We start from the raw sequence: 13,984 nt of genomic DNA on the forward strand, positions 1-13,984 counted from the left end.
GCGAATTCACCCGTATGAGTAGGGAATCGGTTGAGTCATCACGCGGCGGTTACGCTCCGGGGATGGACACCAGGCGCCTGCTCCGCATCTTCGCCACTGCGCTCGGCACTGCCGGCCTCCTCGTCTCCGGCTGCAGCAGCGGAAGTTCGGCGCCCAGCGCGTCGGCCACCGGTTCGGCTGTCCCGGAGGACCTCGAGCCGTACTACGGGCAGAAGCTGCGCTGGCGGGACTGCGGTGTGGAGGGCTTCCAGTGCACCACGATGAAGGCGCCGCTGGACTACGAGAAGCCCGATGACGGAGACATCAAGCTGGCCGTCTCCCGGAAGAAGGCCACCGGACCCGGCAAGCGGATCGGATCGCTCCTGGTGAACCCGGGCGGCCCCGGCGGCTCGGCCGTCGACTACCTCCAGGGGTACGCGGGCATCGGCTACCCGGCCCCGGTCCGTGCCCGGTACGACATGGTCGCGATCGACCCGCGCGGGGTGGCCCGCAGCGAGCCGGTCAGGTGTCTGACGGGCAAGGAGATGGACGCGTACACGCAGGTGGACCAGACTCCTGACGACGACGCCGAGGTCGCGAAGCTGAACAAGGCCTTCGACGCGTTCGCGGAGGGCTGCGAGAAGAACTCCGGCGAGGTCCTCCCGCATGTCTCCACCGTCGAGACGGCGCGCGACATGGACATCCTGCGCACCCTGCTCGGCGACGAGCAGCTGAATTACGTGGGCGCCTCGTACGGCACCTTCCTGGGGGCGACCTACGCGGAGCTGTACCCCGACCGGGTGGGCCGCCTCGTCCTGGACGGGGCGATGGATCCCTCGCTCCCCGCGGTCGACATCAACCGCGACCAGACCGCCGGCTTCGAGGCGGCGTTCCAGTCCTTCGCCGCGGACTGCGTGAAGCAGCCGGACTGCCCCCTGGGCACCACGTCCGCCGCGGACGCGGCGACCGCCCTGAAGAAGCTCTTCGCCGACCTCGACGCGAAGCCCGTGCCGACCGGCGAGACCCGGCAACTGGGCGAGTCCCTGGCGACCACCGGTGTGATCGCCGCCATGTACGACGAGGCGGCCTGGCCGCAGCTCCGCGAGGCCCTCGCCGGGGCCCAGCACGGTGACGGCTCCGGGCTCCTCGCCCTGGCCGACAGCTACTACGAGCGGGACCCGAGCGGCAAGTACGCGAATCTGATGTTCGCCAACGCCGCCGTGAACTGCCTCGACCTGCCCCCCGCCTTCTCCGGCCCCGGCGCCGTCGAGGAAGCCGTCCCCGCTTTCGAGAAGGCCTCCCCGGTCTTCGGCAGGGGCTTCGCCTGGGCCGCCCTGAACTGCGGCTCCTGGCCGGTCGACGCCACCGGTACCCCCCACCGCACCGAGGCGAAGGGGGCCGCCCCGATCGTTGTGGTCGGCACCACACGCGACCCCGCCACCCCCTACAAGTGGGCCGAGTCCCTCGCGGACCAGCTCTCCTCGGCAACCCTGCTGACCTACGACGGCGACGGGCACACGGCGTACGGCCGGGGGAGCGACTGCATCGACACGGCGATCAACACGTACCTGCTCGAAGGCACCCCGCCCAAGGACGGCAAGAAGTGCTCCTGACCTGCGGACAAGGCCGCGGGGACGGGCGGTACGGAGCACCCTTCGAAACTGTGTAGACTTGGCGTCGCTGCTGACCGCACCATGGTGCGACAGAGCGGTGCCGCCTTAGCTCAGTTGGCCAGAGCAACGCACTCGTAATGCGTAGGTCTCGGGTTCGAATCCCGAAGGCGGCTCTGTAGAAGCCTCAGGACTCACTCGCCGTGACCTGGGGCTTTTGCTTTTTCCCGATGTGGTGACGCCTCCGGGTGCGGACGTCCGAAAGCCCCAGGTCCCCCTGTGACCTGGGGCTTTCCGTGTGCCGGGCAGGCGCCGCCGGCCGCCGACCGGAACGGCGTCAGCCTGCTAGAACGGTGTCAGGGTCAGCCGTGCCCCCGTGGGTGCGGTGTCCTGGATGTACGAGGCGAAGTCGGCCACGTCGTCGAAGGCGAAGCCGTACGCCTTGCCGTCCTGGGTTGCCGCGTGGATGGCCGCCGAGTAGTGGTTGGTCAGCGGCGAGGACCGGTAGAAGGCGGCCGGGTCCGTGGTGGGCTGGGACGGGTTGCTGATCAGCGTGGAGCGGTTGAAGCCCGCGCCGAGGACGGCGGCGACGGGGCCGGTGGTGCCGTCGTTGGGGGCGGCGAGGTTGCCGTCGCAGAAGAGCACGTCGCGGGTGGTCGGCCTGCTGAACGAGACCGACGCCGGTCCGCCGAACACGAACTTGTCGCCGCGGACCCGGCCGGTGAAGGCGCCCGCGTTGGTGGTCACGGTGAGGTCCTTGCCCGTGTAGGTGCTCCACACCTCGTCGATGTACGGGGCGAAGTAGTCCTTGGCGAAGATCCCCGCGTCCAGACCGTGCCCGGGGGCGATGATGCGCCGGTCGGCCACGACCAGGGGTGCGAACTCGGGGATGGCGCTGACGGCGGCGAAGGCCTGTGCGCGTCCGCCGTCGCGCAGGGTGCCGGTCGTCTGGTCCTTGGCGCCGGTCAGACCGATGCTCATGGGGACGCTGAACATGTCGACCATGGTGGTGTTGCAGAACATCCCGGAGGAGTTGTACGTGAACTCCGCGCAGTCGTGCAGCACGGAGTAGTTGGGGTCGGAGGTCACCCAGCCCGCGGGGTACTGAAGGGCGGCGTTGCCGTTGCCGTCCGCCACCGCCTTGAACTTCAGCCTGTCGCCCAGGGCGACGTAGATGCGGCCGGACATGTACGGCAGCGACAGCTTCGTCTCCCCGCTGCCAGACAGGGCGATGGCGTAGTCGGTGAAGCCGTCCGCGCCGTTGTCCGAGAGGGATATCGGAGCCAGGGTGCCCTCGGGCGTGACCCGGACCTGCTTGCCGTCCTGGTTGCCCACGATGTAGACGAACACCGAGGAGTTGGCGAACGAACCGGAGTTGTTGACGATCGTCAGCGGGAGGGCGCCGGCCGCCGCGGCCTTCGTACCGCTGCCGGCCGAGTCGTCGGAGTCGACCGTGGCGAGGGCGTGCGGGGCGATCACGGCGATGGCGGGGACGGCCACAGCGGCTCCGGCAAGAGCGGTGAGCAGCTTGCGGCGGGAGACGTTGCGCTGGTGGCGGGGGGTCATGTGAGGGTTCTTCCTTCGTGCGGGTACGTGTGGGGAGCTGTGTGGAGTCCGGCCCCCGGCGGATGTGTGGGGGCCGGACTCCGGGGGTCAGCCGACGGTCCACTTCTGGTTGGCTGCCCCGGTGCACGTCCAGATCTGGAGCCGGGTGCCGTCGGCCGAGGAACCGCCCTTGGCGTCGAGGCACTTGTTCGCCCCGGTGTTGGTCAGGTCGCCGGCCTGCGTGTGGACCCACTTCTGGGCCCCGGTGCCGTTGCAGGTGTAGAGCTGGACGACCGCGCCGTCCGCGGTGGAACCGCCCTGCACATCCAGGCACTTGCCCAGAGCGCGCACCGTTCCGTCGGTGCCCAGGGTCCACTTCTGGGCGTCGACGCCGTTGCAGCCGTGCAGCTGGATCGGGGTGCCGTCGGCGTTCGAGGCACCCGCGACGTCGACGCACATGCCGCCGATGCCCTTGATCGGGCCGGTCCTGCCGGTGCCGCCGCCGGAGCCGTCCGAGGTGGAGACGCGTACGTAGTCGACGGTCATGGTCTGCGGGAAGGCGGTGGAACCATCAGGGCTGCCGGGCCAGTTACCGCCGACGGCCAGGTTCAGGATGATGAAGAAGGGGTGGTCGAAGACCCACTTGTTGCCGTTCACATCGGCGGGTGTGCGGGTCTGGTAGGTCTGACCGTCCACCGACCAGACGAGGGCGTTCGGGCTCCAGTCGACCGCGAAGGTGTGGAAGTCGTCGGCGAACGCCTTGCCGCCCGGCAGGCTGTACGAGGCGCCGATGCCGGCACCGCCGGAGTAGCCGGGACCGTGGATGGTGCCGTGGACGGTGTTGGGCTCGTAGCCGACGTTCTCCATGATGTCGATCTCGCCGCTGTTCGGCCATCCCGCACTGCCGAGGTCGTCGCCGAGCATCCAGAAGGCCGGCCAGATGCCCTGGCCGCGCGGAATCTTGATCCGGGCCTCGTAGCGGCCGTACGCCTGTGTGAACGTCCTCGCGGTGTTCAGACGGGCCGAGGTGTACTGGCAGGCCCCGTACCAGCACTGGAGGCCGGAGCCGCTGCTCTTGCGAGCGGTGATGACCAGGTTCCCGTTGCCGTCCAGGGACGCGTTCTGGGTGCTGTTGGTGTAGTACTGCAATTCGTTGTTGCCGTTGCCCGAACCTCCGGTCTCCAGGGTCCACTTCGAGGCGTCCGGCGCGCTGCCCGCGGCACCGTTGAACTCGTCGGACCACGTCTGCGCGGCGGCGGAGGCGGCGTTGGCCCGCGTGGTGGCGGGCCCGGTCGTGGTGATCAGGAGTGCGGCGGAGAGCGCGGCGGAGAGCAGGAGGACCAGTCCGCCTAGTGACCATCTGCGTGAGCGGTGAGCGGCCATGGGCTACGTACCTTTTCTGTGGGGAAGAGCAGGACGCGGAGCCGGCGGGGGACGTGCGGAAGCGCGTGCGGGAGCGTTCTGAGAGCGCTCTCGTCCTGCGGTGTTCGCCGCCGACGGAGCCTGATGGTACGCAGATGCCCCGGCTCGGCCAACTGTGGTTTCAACGATGAAATCGCCCTGACCTGGCGTTATTTGAGCGAGCGTCACAAAGCCTGGATCGCTTAAGGCGCTTTTAATTCGGCCTTAAGTCCGAAGGCACGGTTAGCCTCCCGTGGGTGGGCTTCACCAACTTCGCACGCAAGGTCCGCGACTCCTCCCTGCCGTACGGGCACCGGGTGGTCTCGCTCCGTTCCTGCGTGCAGCTCTACCGGCCGATCGGCTTCGAGGCGACGGTGAGCTATCTCGCGCACAAGGCCGGCCCGTTCCGCACGGACGAGGACGCCCTGCTGCGCGCCCTGGGCGTGATCGAGGCCAGCAGGGCGGCGTGGCAGCTGGAGTTGGGGGAGTACGCGGCGGAGCGGGCAGAGGCGAAACGCCGCGGGCTCCGTACCCCGGGCCCCCGCGAGCGCAATCCGAACAGCCCTGAGTACTGGTACGGCGCGCGGCGCGAGGCGGCGCTGCACGCCGTGGGCCATTGGCGGGTACGGCTGCGCAACGCGGGGCTCACCGACGAGCTGAGCCGCACCGTGGAACTCTGTGCCGCCGACTGCCTGGAGGCGGACGGGGCGTCGGGGGAGCGGGAGCGGGCTCGACTGGCAGCCTGCGCCGAAGCCCTGGAGCGGGGTATGGAGCCGCCCGCCTACCGGGATGACGCGGCCACGTATTTTCATCACCGGGATCTGCTGCGCGTGGTGAGGCTGATACGTACGGCGGACGTGAACTGACGACGGACGACCAGGGGGAGAACGGGCATGACCGACGACACGGGAACGACGGATGGCTCGGGAACGGCCGGCGGCGTCGGAAGCCTGCCGGGGCCGCTCGTCGGTGCCGACTGGCTCGCGGCGCGGATCGCGGATGCGGGCCTCGTGGTCCTCGACGCCTCGGTGGGTGCGCACCGCGAGGCGGGTCTGCGGATTCCCGGGGCGCGGCGCTTCGACATCGACGGGGTGATGTCCGACGACGCCGGGCCGCTGCCGCACACGATGCCCGGTGCCCGTCGCTTCACCGAGGAGATGCGCGCCCTGGGGGTCGACGGCACGGACACCGTGGTCGTCTACGACGCTGCCGGGATCTACTCCAGTGCCCGCGCCTGGTGGATGCTGCGGGCCATGGGCTTCGACCGGGTCGCGGTGCTCGACGGTGGCCTGCCCGCATGGACCGCGGCAGGTCTGCCGGTCGAAAGGGCAGGGAAGGCGCAGGCGGCGCAGGAGGCGGGTTGCGCGAAGGGGGGCGCCGAGCGCGCCGGTGACTTCACCGCCCTCCCGCGCGACGGAATGCTGGTCGGCAGCGGTGCGGTGGTCGCCGCCCTGGCCGACCCGCGTTCCGCAGTCCTCGACGCGCGTTCCCGTGAGCGGTTCGCCGGTACGGGGGCCGAGCCGCGGCCGGGGCTCAGGCCTGGCCACATGCCGGGGGCGCTGAACCTGCCGTTCGGGGAGATCCAGCGTGACGGCCGGATGCTTCCGGCCGAAGAACTGCGCGCCTCCTACCGTGCGTTGGCGGGGGAGCGGGAACGCCTGGTCGTCAGCTGCGGATCGGGTGTCACCGCCTGTGTCCTGGCGCTGGGTGCCGAACTCGCCGGATACCGCGAGGTGTCCGTGTACGACGGTTCGTGGAGCGAGTGGGGGCGGCCGTCGGAACTGCCGGTCGTGACCGGCGAGTAGAGCTGTTCGGCCGGTGGCGTCGAGGGACGCCGGAATGAGTGCCGTGGACCGCGCGGCTGAGTACGTGCGCGCATGCTGCGGTGGGACCGTCTCCCGCACGGTGGACGCACGTACTCCGCAGCGCTGAAAGGCAGCCGCGCATGTTCCCTGCACCCCCGCCCCCGCTCCGCCCGTGGCCCGCCCCCGCCCCGCATCTACCCGGCAGGTCGTCCTGGTCGCCGTGATCTGGTGCGTACCCCTCGCCGCCCTGGGCATCCTGGGCTTCCTGGTGCTGATGGTGGCGCTCTGGGGCGCGGCATCCGGTGAGTCCCCCGCGTCGTTCCTGCTGGGTGCGGCCGGTGTGCTCGCCGCGGGGGCCGCCGTACTGACCGGCCTGTACCGCTCCCCTCCGCTGCGCCGCATGACCCCGATGGGACGGCTGGCCCTGCTCGGCGCGGTGGTGTGGCCGTTCCCGGTGATCACCCTGGCGTACGCGCTCAACAGCTGAACCGGCACCGGGTCACTCGCGGGCGCCCGCCGTTTCTACCGGCCGGGTGCGCATCGCGGCGAGCGCGGGCAGTACGGCGGAGACCGTCGCCAGTACGGCGCTCGCGGCCACCATGGCTCCGAGACCCGCCCAGGGCACGACCACCGGGGAGCTCACGGAGAGCAGTTCCAGTGCGCCCTTGACGCCCAGCAGGTTCAGCCCGGCCACCGCGCCCCCCAGGACGGCGCCCACCGCCACCACCATCAGCGCCTCGGCCGCGACCAGTCCGACGGCCTGTGCCTTCGTGGCGCCGGTCAGCCGGAGCACCGCCAGATCGCGAATCCGGTCGGAGGTGGCCATGACCAGGGTGTTCGCCAGGGCGATGCCCGTGTACAGCAGGGCGATTCCCAGGATCAGCAGCAGGCCCGCGCGGGTGTTCCCGCTGGTTCCCGGGTGGTGCGCAGCCATCCAGGCGTCCTTCGTGAGGACCGGGGTGCCGCTGGCCCGGCCGGTCTGCCCGAGCAGGGCGCCGACAGCCGAACGGTCCGCTCCGTCACGGAGTTTGATGTCGACACGGTCGACGGCCGCGCCCGCCGCGTTCTTCGGGGTCACGTACACGCCGTTGTTCCCCGTGCCGACCCGCAGCACCGCCGCGATACGCAGCGACACCTTTCTGCCGTCGCCCAGCCAGACGCTCACCCGGTGCCCGACGGTCCTGGTCGCCCATTCCTCGTTGACGACGATGGAGTTGTCGTCGAGGTCGCCGATGCGGCCGGCGGCGAGGGGGAGGTCCGCGGTCGCGGCCAGGGCGGCCGGGTCGACCGCTCGGGCGTCCGACCTGATGAGCGCGGTGCCTTCCTCCAGGACGGTGACGGACGTGGAACGGGAGGCGCTGCTGATGGCTTCGGGGATGCCCCGTACCCGCTGCACGAAGCGCGGGTCCAGCGGGCCGTTCCCGCCTGCCACGTAGTCCGCCCGGGTCTGCTGCGCCGTCTCGGTGGCCTTTGCCTCGTTGATCGTGGCCACGGTGCCCAGCAGCGAGGCGGCCAGGGCGACGGTGACGAGGACGGGCGCGGCGACGGCCGCGGTGCGGCGGATCGAGGTGGAGGCGTTCTGCCGGGCGAGCAGGCCCGTGGCGCCGGGGAGCCGGGCGGGCAGCCAGGTGAGCAGGCGTGTCAGCGGGCGCAGGAACAGGGGGGCGAGCAGGGCGAAGCCCACGATGAGCCACAGCGGCTGGAGGATGTACGTCTTCCGCTTCAGTACGTCCCCCGGGTCGGTCAGCAGGGACCAGAAGAGCAGTCCCAGGCCGGTCAGCAGGACCGCCGCCCCCAGCAGCAGGCGGCTCGGCGGCATGGGCCTGCTGTCCACAGCGGATTCGCGGAGTGCTTCCACGGGCCGGATCCGCCCTGCCCGGTACGAGGAGGCGACCACTCCGGCGAGTGCCACGCCGAGGCCCGTCCAGAACGCGGTGTGCAGCGGCCAGTTGGCGTCCCCGATGGCGAACCACGCCGGGGCGAGACCCTCGTCGACGAGCCACGCGGCCAGCCGCGGCGCGGCTGCCTCGCCCAGCAGACATCCGGCGGCGGCGGCCAGCACACCGATCACGCACGCCTCGGCGACGACCATGCGCCGTACCTGCCCGGGGGTGGCTCCTGCGGTGCGGAGCAGCCCGAACTCCCTCCTGCGCTGGGCCACCGCGAAGGAGAACGTCGAGGCGACGACGAAGACCGAGACGAAGCCGGTGATGCCTGCCGCCGTTCCGAGCATCGCGTTGACGGCGGTCAGTGCCTCGCTGTCCCGGTCGGGATCGGGGTCGGCCCGGCGCCGGTCGTCGCCGGTGAGGACGCTCATTCCGGGAACGGACCCGGTCAGCTCACGTACGTCGTCGGCGCCGGCGTGCACCACCACGGCGTCGACGTCCGGGTGGATACGGGCGGCCTCGGCATCGCTGAAGAACACCGCGGTCTCGAAGCCCGCGTCCGCCACCGTGCCGACCACTGTCCGTACCCGGATGTGCCCCGGCGCGGTGACCCGGACGCGTTCGCCGACTCGCGGGACCGTGGCGCCGCCCGCCGTCACGACGATCTCGTCGGCCGTCCGGGGAGCACGGCCCGTGGTGAGTCGGTACGGGGTGGCGGCGGCGATGGACCACGGGTGGCCCGTCAGGCTCTTTCCGGCGAGCTGCACCGGGAAGGTCCGGTCCTCGGCCGTACGGCCCAGCCCGGTGAGCGCGGCGGCGAGACTCCCCGGCACGGGCCGGGGGTCGGAGAGCCGGGCGGTACGGTCCCCGACGGGCGTGGCGACCCGCAGGGTCTCCGAGGCCCGCACCACCACGGGGGCGGCGGCGAACCGTTCCGGGGAGTGCTCCGGGGCGTCGAAGGTCGCCGCCAGCGCCAGGCCCGTCATGGCGATCAGCCCGACGCCCAGGGCGAGCGCGACGAAGGAACCGACGAACGTGACCCAGCGGGCCCGCATCGAGCGCAGTGCCAGGATCAGCACGGGACCACCGCCAGGGCGGTCATCCGGGCGGCGACCTGCTCGGCCGACGGGTCGTCCAGCTCGTCCCGTATCGAACCGTCGGCCAGGAACACCACCCGGTCCGCGTAGGAGGCGGCCACCGGATCGTGCGTCACCATGATCACGGTCTGGCCGCCGTCGGCCATGGCCCGCAGCAGCGTCAGGACCTCGCGGCCGGTCTGCGAGTCGAGCGCGCCCGTCGGCTCGTCACCGAAGAGCACCTCGGGGCGGGTGACCAATGCCCTGGCCAGCGCGACGCGTTGCTGCTGCCCACCGGACAGCTCGCCGGGCCGGTGCCGCGCCCGGTCGCCCAGGCCGACCCGTTCCAGGACCGCGCGTACCTCGGACCGTTCGGGCCTGCGGCCCGCCAGCCGGAGCGGGAGCGCCACATTCTGCTCCGCGGTGAGCGCGGGCAGCAGATTGAAGGCCTGGAAGACGAATCCGATCCGTTCCCGGCGCAGCAGTGTCAGCTTCCGCTCGCTCAGTCCGGTCAGGTCCGTGTCGCCGAGGAACACCCGGCCGGCCGTCGGACGGTCGAGTCCGGCCGTGCACTGGAGCAGCGTCGACTTCCCGGAGCCGGACGGGCCCATGATCGCGGTGAAGGAGCCCCGGGGGATGGTCAGGCTGACAGCGTCGAGGGCGGTGACCGCGTCGGAATGCTTCCCGAAGGACCGGGTGACCGAGTCGAGCCTGACGGCGGTTGGCTGGTTCGTCATGCGTTCAAGTCAATCGGCGGCGTGCGGCGCACACATCGCAGCGAGGGGGAGTCTGCGGGGTGGAGCCAGCTCCACCTCCGGCCACCCGCCAGGTGGGTGGTGGGGTCCGGCCCGCGCTGTCTACCGTGCGCTCATGAGCTCCCTCACCCTCCGGCAGGCCCTTCGCCGGCGCCGCTACCTCCTGGGCGGCCGGCCCTGGCGCGCGGCGCTCTACCTGCTGAGCAGCGTCCCGATCGGTGCGGCCCTCCTCGCGTCGGTCGTGCTGCTCGCCGTGGTGGGCAGCGCGCTGACCCTCGTACTCGTCGGCGTCCTGCTCCTGCTGATGCTGGCCCTCATCGGCATTCCGGTGGCCGCGGTGGAACGGCGCAGGCTGCGGCTCATCGACCCCGTTCCCCTCGGCGATCCGCACCGGGCGCCCGCGCGCACCGGCCTGACGGCCTGGCTGCGCACCCGGCTCCGGGAGCAGGCCACCTGGCGGGAGTTCGGGTACGTGCTGCTGTTCGCCTTCGTGCTGTGGCCCCTGGAGGGGCTGGTGGTCGGCGCCGTACTGGCCGTCTGCGGCGGGCTGTTGGCGACGCCCGTCGTCATGGCCACCGTCACCGGCGGGGAGGAGGTGCGGGTCATGAAGCTCTGGCTGGCCGATTCGTACCCGCAGGCGTTCGCGCTGGCGCTCCTCGGGCTGGTGCTGCTGCCGCTGTTCGCCTACCCGCTGGGGTGGGCGGCCGCGGCGCGCGCCGCGCTGACCCGGACGCTGCTGTCCGCAGGGCCCGGCGGACTCGACAGCCGGCTGGAGGAGCTGGGGCGCTCCCGGATGCGGCTCGTCGACGCCTTCGAGGCGGAGCGCCGCCGGATCGAACGCGATCTGCACGACGGCGCCCAGCAGCGGCTCGTCGCCCTCTCGATGACGCTCGGACTGGCCAGGCTCGAAGCTCCCGCCGAGCCGCTGGGCAGCCTGCTGGCCAAGGCGCACGAGGAGGCGGGGGTGGCCCTCGTGGAGATCAGGGAACTCATCCGGGGCATCCACCCCCAGGTGCTCACCGACCGGGGCCTGGCCGCCGCGGTCGAGGACATCGCCGACCGCTCGGCCGTGCCGGTCGATGTGGACTTCGGGATTCCGGGCAGGTTTCCGCAAGCGGTGGAGACCGCGGTGTACTTCGCGGTCTGCGAGGCACTGGCGAACGTCGCCAAGCACAGCGGGGCGAGCCGGGCGCAGGTGACGGGCCGGACCGACGGGGAACAGCTGACCGTCGAGGTCCGGGACGACGGATCGGGCGGGGCCGGGACCGCGGGGGGCAGCGGCCTCCAGGGCGTGGCCGACCGCATCTCCGTGGTGGGCGGCCGACTGCTAATCTCCAGCCCGCCCGGCGGGCCGACAGTGTTCCGGCTGGACGTCCCCCGCTCCCCCGCCCACCTGGTCGAATGAGGGTCTGATGCTGCGTATCGTGCTGGCCGAGGACAGTGTGCTCCTGAGGGAGGGCCTCATCGGCCTGCTGGAGCGGTTCGGCCACCAGGTGGTGGCGGGTGCCGGCAGCGCCGACGAGCTCACCGAAGCGGTGACCGCGCACGCCCCGGACATCGTGGTGACGGATGTGCGGATGCCGCCGGGTTTCACGGACGAGGGGCTCCGAGCCGCGGTCGCCCTGCGCGAGGCCCGCCCGCAGCTGCCCGTCCTCGTCCTCAGCCAGTACGTCCAGCGGGCCTACGCCGAGGAGCTGCTCGACTCCTGCGACGGCCGGGGCGTGGGCTATCTGCTGAAGGAACGCGTCGGGAACGTCGAGGAGTTCGTCGATGCCCTCCAGCGGGTCGCGGACGGTGGCACCGTCGTCGACCCGGAGGTGGTGCGGCAGTTGCTCAGGCACCGCCGTGACCCGCTGTCCAGGCTCACCGCGCGGGAGCAGGAGGTGCTGGCCCTGATGGCCGAGGGCCGGTCGAACGCCTCGGTCGCCGAGGCGCTGACCGTCAGCGAAGGCACGGTCAGCAAGCACTTCGGCTCGATCCTCACGAAGCTCGATCTCTCCCTGACGGACGCGACGAACCGCCGCGTGCTGGCCGTGCTGGCCTATCTCCGGGGCTAGTTCGGATCAGGCCGGGCTCGCGGCGAGATCCCGTCAGCCCGCGAGCGCAGAGACCAGATCCGCCGCCTCGTCCAGCACCGCCGACTCCCGCGCGGAGAGCCGAGGATCCGCCGCTCGCCGTGCGGTGGCGCGGACCAGGGCGCAGGAGGGGACACCGCCGTCGTCCGCGAGCCGGGCCAGCATCGTCGCGAGCAGGACCCGGACGCGCTCACCGGCGGCGAACGACGGGTCGAGCGACACCTGGGCCAGGATCAGCGAGGACATCGCCCGGTCCAGGGCGGGCGGTCCCTCGCCGGCCGTGCTCCAGTCGATCACCACGGCGCCCTGCGGAGTCAGCATCACGTTCTCCGGATGCAGATCCAGGTGGAGGATCCGGTCCTCGGGATCCTGGGAGAGCCGGGGCGGGATCGCGTGCAGGTCCCGCAGCAGCCGTGCCAGCAGCTCGCCCCCCTCGGCCTCGGTGAGCGTGCCCGCCAGAAGTGCCTCGGCCATGGTCGGCCCGGTCAGCCGCTGCATCACCAGGTCCGTGGGCAGTGCCGTCCCGGACGGCGGGCCGATGCGCGGGACGGGGAACCCGGAAGCCGAGAGGTACGACATCACGGCCAGCTCCGCGGTGGCGTCGGCGCCGTCGCGGTAGCGGCGAAGGACCCAGGACTCGTCGAGTGCGTACACATCGGCGGTGCGTCCTGAGCCCAGAAGATGGCCTATGTGCATGGGGGAAACCTACCCGGGCCGCCGCGCGAGGGGGAGTCACCAGCGCATACGGACATCCTCGGCCCAGCCGAGGAGCTGCGTCACGGCGATCTCGGTGCCGTCGTCGGTCCGGACCCGGCCGTTGTAGTGGCCGAAGCACTGGTCGGTGCGGTTGGCGATCAGTCCGACGTCCGTGTGGGTGGACCGGTTGTGGAACGGGGTGAACGTCAGGTCCACCTGGCCGGACGACGCCGTACGGACGGTCCAGGGGGAGAGGGGATCGGAGGCGGACCAGTGCCAGTCCAGCTCCTCGCCGATCTTGGTGAGCCGGCCGTCCACGCACAGGCCGTTCTCGGTGGAAACCGTCCCCGCCGTCCAGCGGCCGCCGAACTGGAGGCCCAGCGTGCGCCCGTCCGTACGGCCGGACGCGGCACCCCAGTTCCAGTCGACCGCGCGCGGCCAGCGGCCCCGGCCGTGGTCCAGGACGGCCCAGGTGTCGCTGTCGGCCGCGTTCTTCGTCCGGGACGCGCCGAACTCCAGGATCTCGGAGCCGATACGGACCCGGCCCGCGGCGGGGAGCGCGGTGTGCTTGGAGGTGTACTGGAAGCGCTGTTCGCTCCACGGCACGACGACGGAGAGCGATTCGTGCCCCGCCGGCCGCGAGACGAGGATGTCGACTTCCAGCGGCAGCCGGTCGCGGGTCAGGCAGCGGGCCCGCAGCCGGGTGCCGGCGTTCTCGTCGCGGATCTCGATCCGCACCTTGCCGCCGCTCGGCCGGGCGGGTCCGACGACCACGTCCTCGGAGCCCGGCGCCCCCGCGACGGTGTCCGGCAGATGGACCCCACGGCCGGCGGGGACGATCGAGGAGCACTCGAACTCGCGGCCCCGGGGCCCGTACTCCAGCACGTAGACCGCGTTCAGCGCCAGGAAGTCGAGGTCGCTCACGGTCAGCGCCACCAGGTGGGTGGGCGTGGTCACGCACCAGTACTCCCACCGCTTGGTCCGGCCCCAGCCGCGCAGATTGGCCCGGTGTAGCGGCTGCCTGGACCAGCCGACCGCTGCCGGATTCAGCTTGCCGTCGGGCAGGCAGAGGTCGACGGGCTCGGTGATCTCGTGCTCGTGCGTCGCCATGGGCGGAGCCTATAGCGGGCGCCGGACCGTACTCCGGTACGGCTCG

The 13,984-nt window shown here is 71.7% G+C and carries 12 protein-coding genes and 1 tRNA gene; 7 read left to right on the forward strand and 6 right to left on the reverse strand.

Features of this window, described 5'->3' with window-relative positions; genetic code table 11:
* Window positions 1-62 precede the first annotated feature (62 nt).
* Complete coding sequence (locus OG257_RS21180; protein ID WP_329209685.1) at window positions 63-1,592, forward strand: alpha/beta hydrolase; 1,530 nt, start codon at window positions 63-65, stop codon at window positions 1,590-1,592.
* Between the two features lie 99 nt (window positions 1,593-1,691).
* Window positions 1,692-1,765: transfer RNA gene (locus OG257_RS21185), tRNA-Thr, on the forward strand.
* Between the two features lie 169 nt (window positions 1,766-1,934).
* Here OG257_RS21185 and OG257_RS21190 read toward each other — a convergent pair.
* Together OG257_RS21190 and OG257_RS21195 are read right to left on the reverse strand one after the other, a co-directional pair.
* Window positions 1,935-3,155, reverse strand: coding sequence for a beta-1,3-glucanase family protein (locus tag OG257_RS21190; RefSeq protein ID WP_329209686.1), 1,221 nt, complete (start codon window positions 3,153-3,155; stop codon window positions 1,935-1,937).
* 87 nt (window positions 3,156-3,242) lie between these two features.
* The gene (locus tag OG257_RS21195) at window positions 3,243-4,517 is read right to left on the reverse strand and encodes a family 16 glycosylhydrolase (RefSeq protein ID WP_329209687.1); all 1,275 of its coding nucleotides are present in this window, start codon (window positions 4,515-4,517) and stop codon (window positions 3,243-3,245) included.
* Window positions 4,518-4,792: 275 nt separating this feature from the next.
* Here OG257_RS21195 and OG257_RS21200 point away from each other — a divergent pair, with 275 nt between their 5' ends.
* The 3 genes from OG257_RS21200 to OG257_RS21210 all read left to right on the forward strand — a co-directional run bounded on the left by OG257_RS21200 (window position 4,793) and on the right by OG257_RS21210 (window position 6,827).
* On the forward strand, window positions 4,793-5,401 hold the full coding sequence (locus tag OG257_RS21200; RefSeq protein WP_329209689.1) for a hypothetical protein: 609 nt from the start codon (window positions 4,793-4,795) through the stop codon (window positions 5,399-5,401).
* A gap of 27 nt (window positions 5,402-5,428) precedes the next feature.
* Entirely contained in the window at window positions 5,429-6,340 is a 912-nt protein-coding gene (locus tag OG257_RS21205) for a sulfurtransferase (protein ID WP_329209690.1), read from the forward strand.
* A gap of 172 nt (window positions 6,341-6,512) precedes the next feature.
* On the forward strand, window positions 6,513-6,827 hold the full coding sequence (locus OG257_RS21210) for a hypothetical protein (protein ID WP_329209692.1): 315 nt from the start codon (window positions 6,513-6,515) through the stop codon (window positions 6,825-6,827).
* A 12-nt stretch (window positions 6,828-6,839) separates the two neighbouring features.
* On the opposite strand, the gene OG257_RS21215 is transcribed toward OG257_RS21210, so the two are convergent.
* The gene (locus tag OG257_RS21215; RefSeq protein ID WP_329209694.1) at window positions 6,840-9,305 is read right to left on the reverse strand and encodes an ABC transporter permease; all 2,466 of its coding nucleotides are present in this window, start codon (window positions 9,303-9,305) and stop codon (window positions 6,840-6,842) included.
* On the reverse strand, window positions 9,299-10,039 hold the full coding sequence (locus OG257_RS21220) for an ABC transporter ATP-binding protein (RefSeq protein ID WP_329209696.1): 741 nt from the start codon (window positions 10,037-10,039) through the stop codon (window positions 9,299-9,301). The genes OG257_RS21215 and OG257_RS21220 overlap by 7 nt, the downstream gene beginning before the upstream one ends.
* Before the next feature lie 133 nt (window positions 10,040-10,172).
* Between OG257_RS21220 and OG257_RS21225 the strand changes: the two genes are divergently transcribed.
* Together OG257_RS21225 and OG257_RS21230 are read left to right on the forward strand one after the other, a co-directional pair.
* Window positions 10,173-11,462 (forward strand): sensor histidine kinase, encoded by a 1,290-nt coding sequence (locus OG257_RS21225; RefSeq protein WP_329209698.1) that lies wholly within the window; start codon window positions 10,173-10,175, stop codon window positions 11,460-11,462.
* 7 nt (window positions 11,463-11,469) lie between these two features.
* Window positions 11,470-12,114: a response regulator transcription factor gene (locus OG257_RS21230; RefSeq protein ID WP_329209700.1), complete on the forward strand. Its 645-nt coding sequence runs from the start codon at window positions 11,470-11,472 to the stop codon at window positions 12,112-12,114.
* A 33-nt stretch (window positions 12,115-12,147) separates the two neighbouring features.
* On the opposite strand, the gene OG257_RS21235 is transcribed toward OG257_RS21230, so the two are convergent.
* Both OG257_RS21235 and OG257_RS21240 read right to left on the reverse strand, forming a co-directional pair.
* Window positions 12,148-12,828 carry a phosphotransferase gene (locus tag OG257_RS21235; protein ID WP_329209702.1) on the reverse strand — a complete coding sequence of 227 codons (681 nt, stop codon included), beginning with the start codon at window positions 12,826-12,828 and terminating at the stop codon, window positions 12,148-12,150.
* A 36-nt stretch (window positions 12,829-12,864) separates the two neighbouring features.
* Entirely contained in the window at window positions 12,865-13,938 is a 1,074-nt protein-coding gene (locus OG257_RS21240; protein ID WP_329209704.1) for a DUF2804 domain-containing protein, read from the reverse strand.
* Window positions 13,939-13,984 lie beyond the last annotated feature (46 nt).

This window comes from Streptomyces sp. NBC_00683, assembly GCF_036226745.1.
Classification (GTDB): Bacteria; Actinomycetota; Actinomycetes; order Streptomycetales; family Streptomycetaceae; genus Streptomyces.

Bases quoted from the DNA above. Each gene is read 5' to 3' on its own strand.
- OG257_RS21195 (WP_329209687.1), bottom strand. From the start codon at position 4,517: ATGGCCGCTCACCGCTCACGCAGATGGTCACTAGGCGGACTGGTCCTC.
- OG257_RS21220 (WP_329209696.1), bottom strand. From the start codon at position 10,039: ATGACGAACCAGCCAACCGCCGTCAGGCTCGACTCGGTCACCCGGTCC.
- OG257_RS21230 (WP_329209700.1), top strand. From the start codon at position 11,470: ATGCTGCGTATCGTGCTGGCCGAGGACAGTGTGCTCCTGAGGGAGGGC.
- OG257_RS21190 (WP_329209686.1), bottom strand. From the start codon at position 3,155: ATGACCCCCCGCCACCAGCGCAACGTCTCCCGCCGCAAGCTGCTCACC.
- OG257_RS21235 (WP_329209702.1), bottom strand. From the start codon at position 12,828: ATGCACATAGGCCATCTTCTGGGCTCAGGACGCACCGCCGATGTGTAC.
- OG257_RS21205 (WP_329209690.1), top strand. From the start codon at position 5,429: ATGACCGACGACACGGGAACGACGGATGGCTCGGGAACGGCCGGCGGC.
- OG257_RS21180 (WP_329209685.1), top strand. From the start codon at position 63: ATGGACACCAGGCGCCTGCTCCGCATCTTCGCCACTGCGCTCGGCACT.
- OG257_RS21225 (WP_329209698.1), top strand. From the start codon at position 10,173: ATGAGCTCCCTCACCCTCCGGCAGGCCCTTCGCCGGCGCCGCTACCTC.
- OG257_RS21240 (WP_329209704.1), bottom strand. From the start codon at position 13,938: ATGGCGACGCACGAGCACGAGATCACCGAGCCCGTCGACCTCTGCCTG.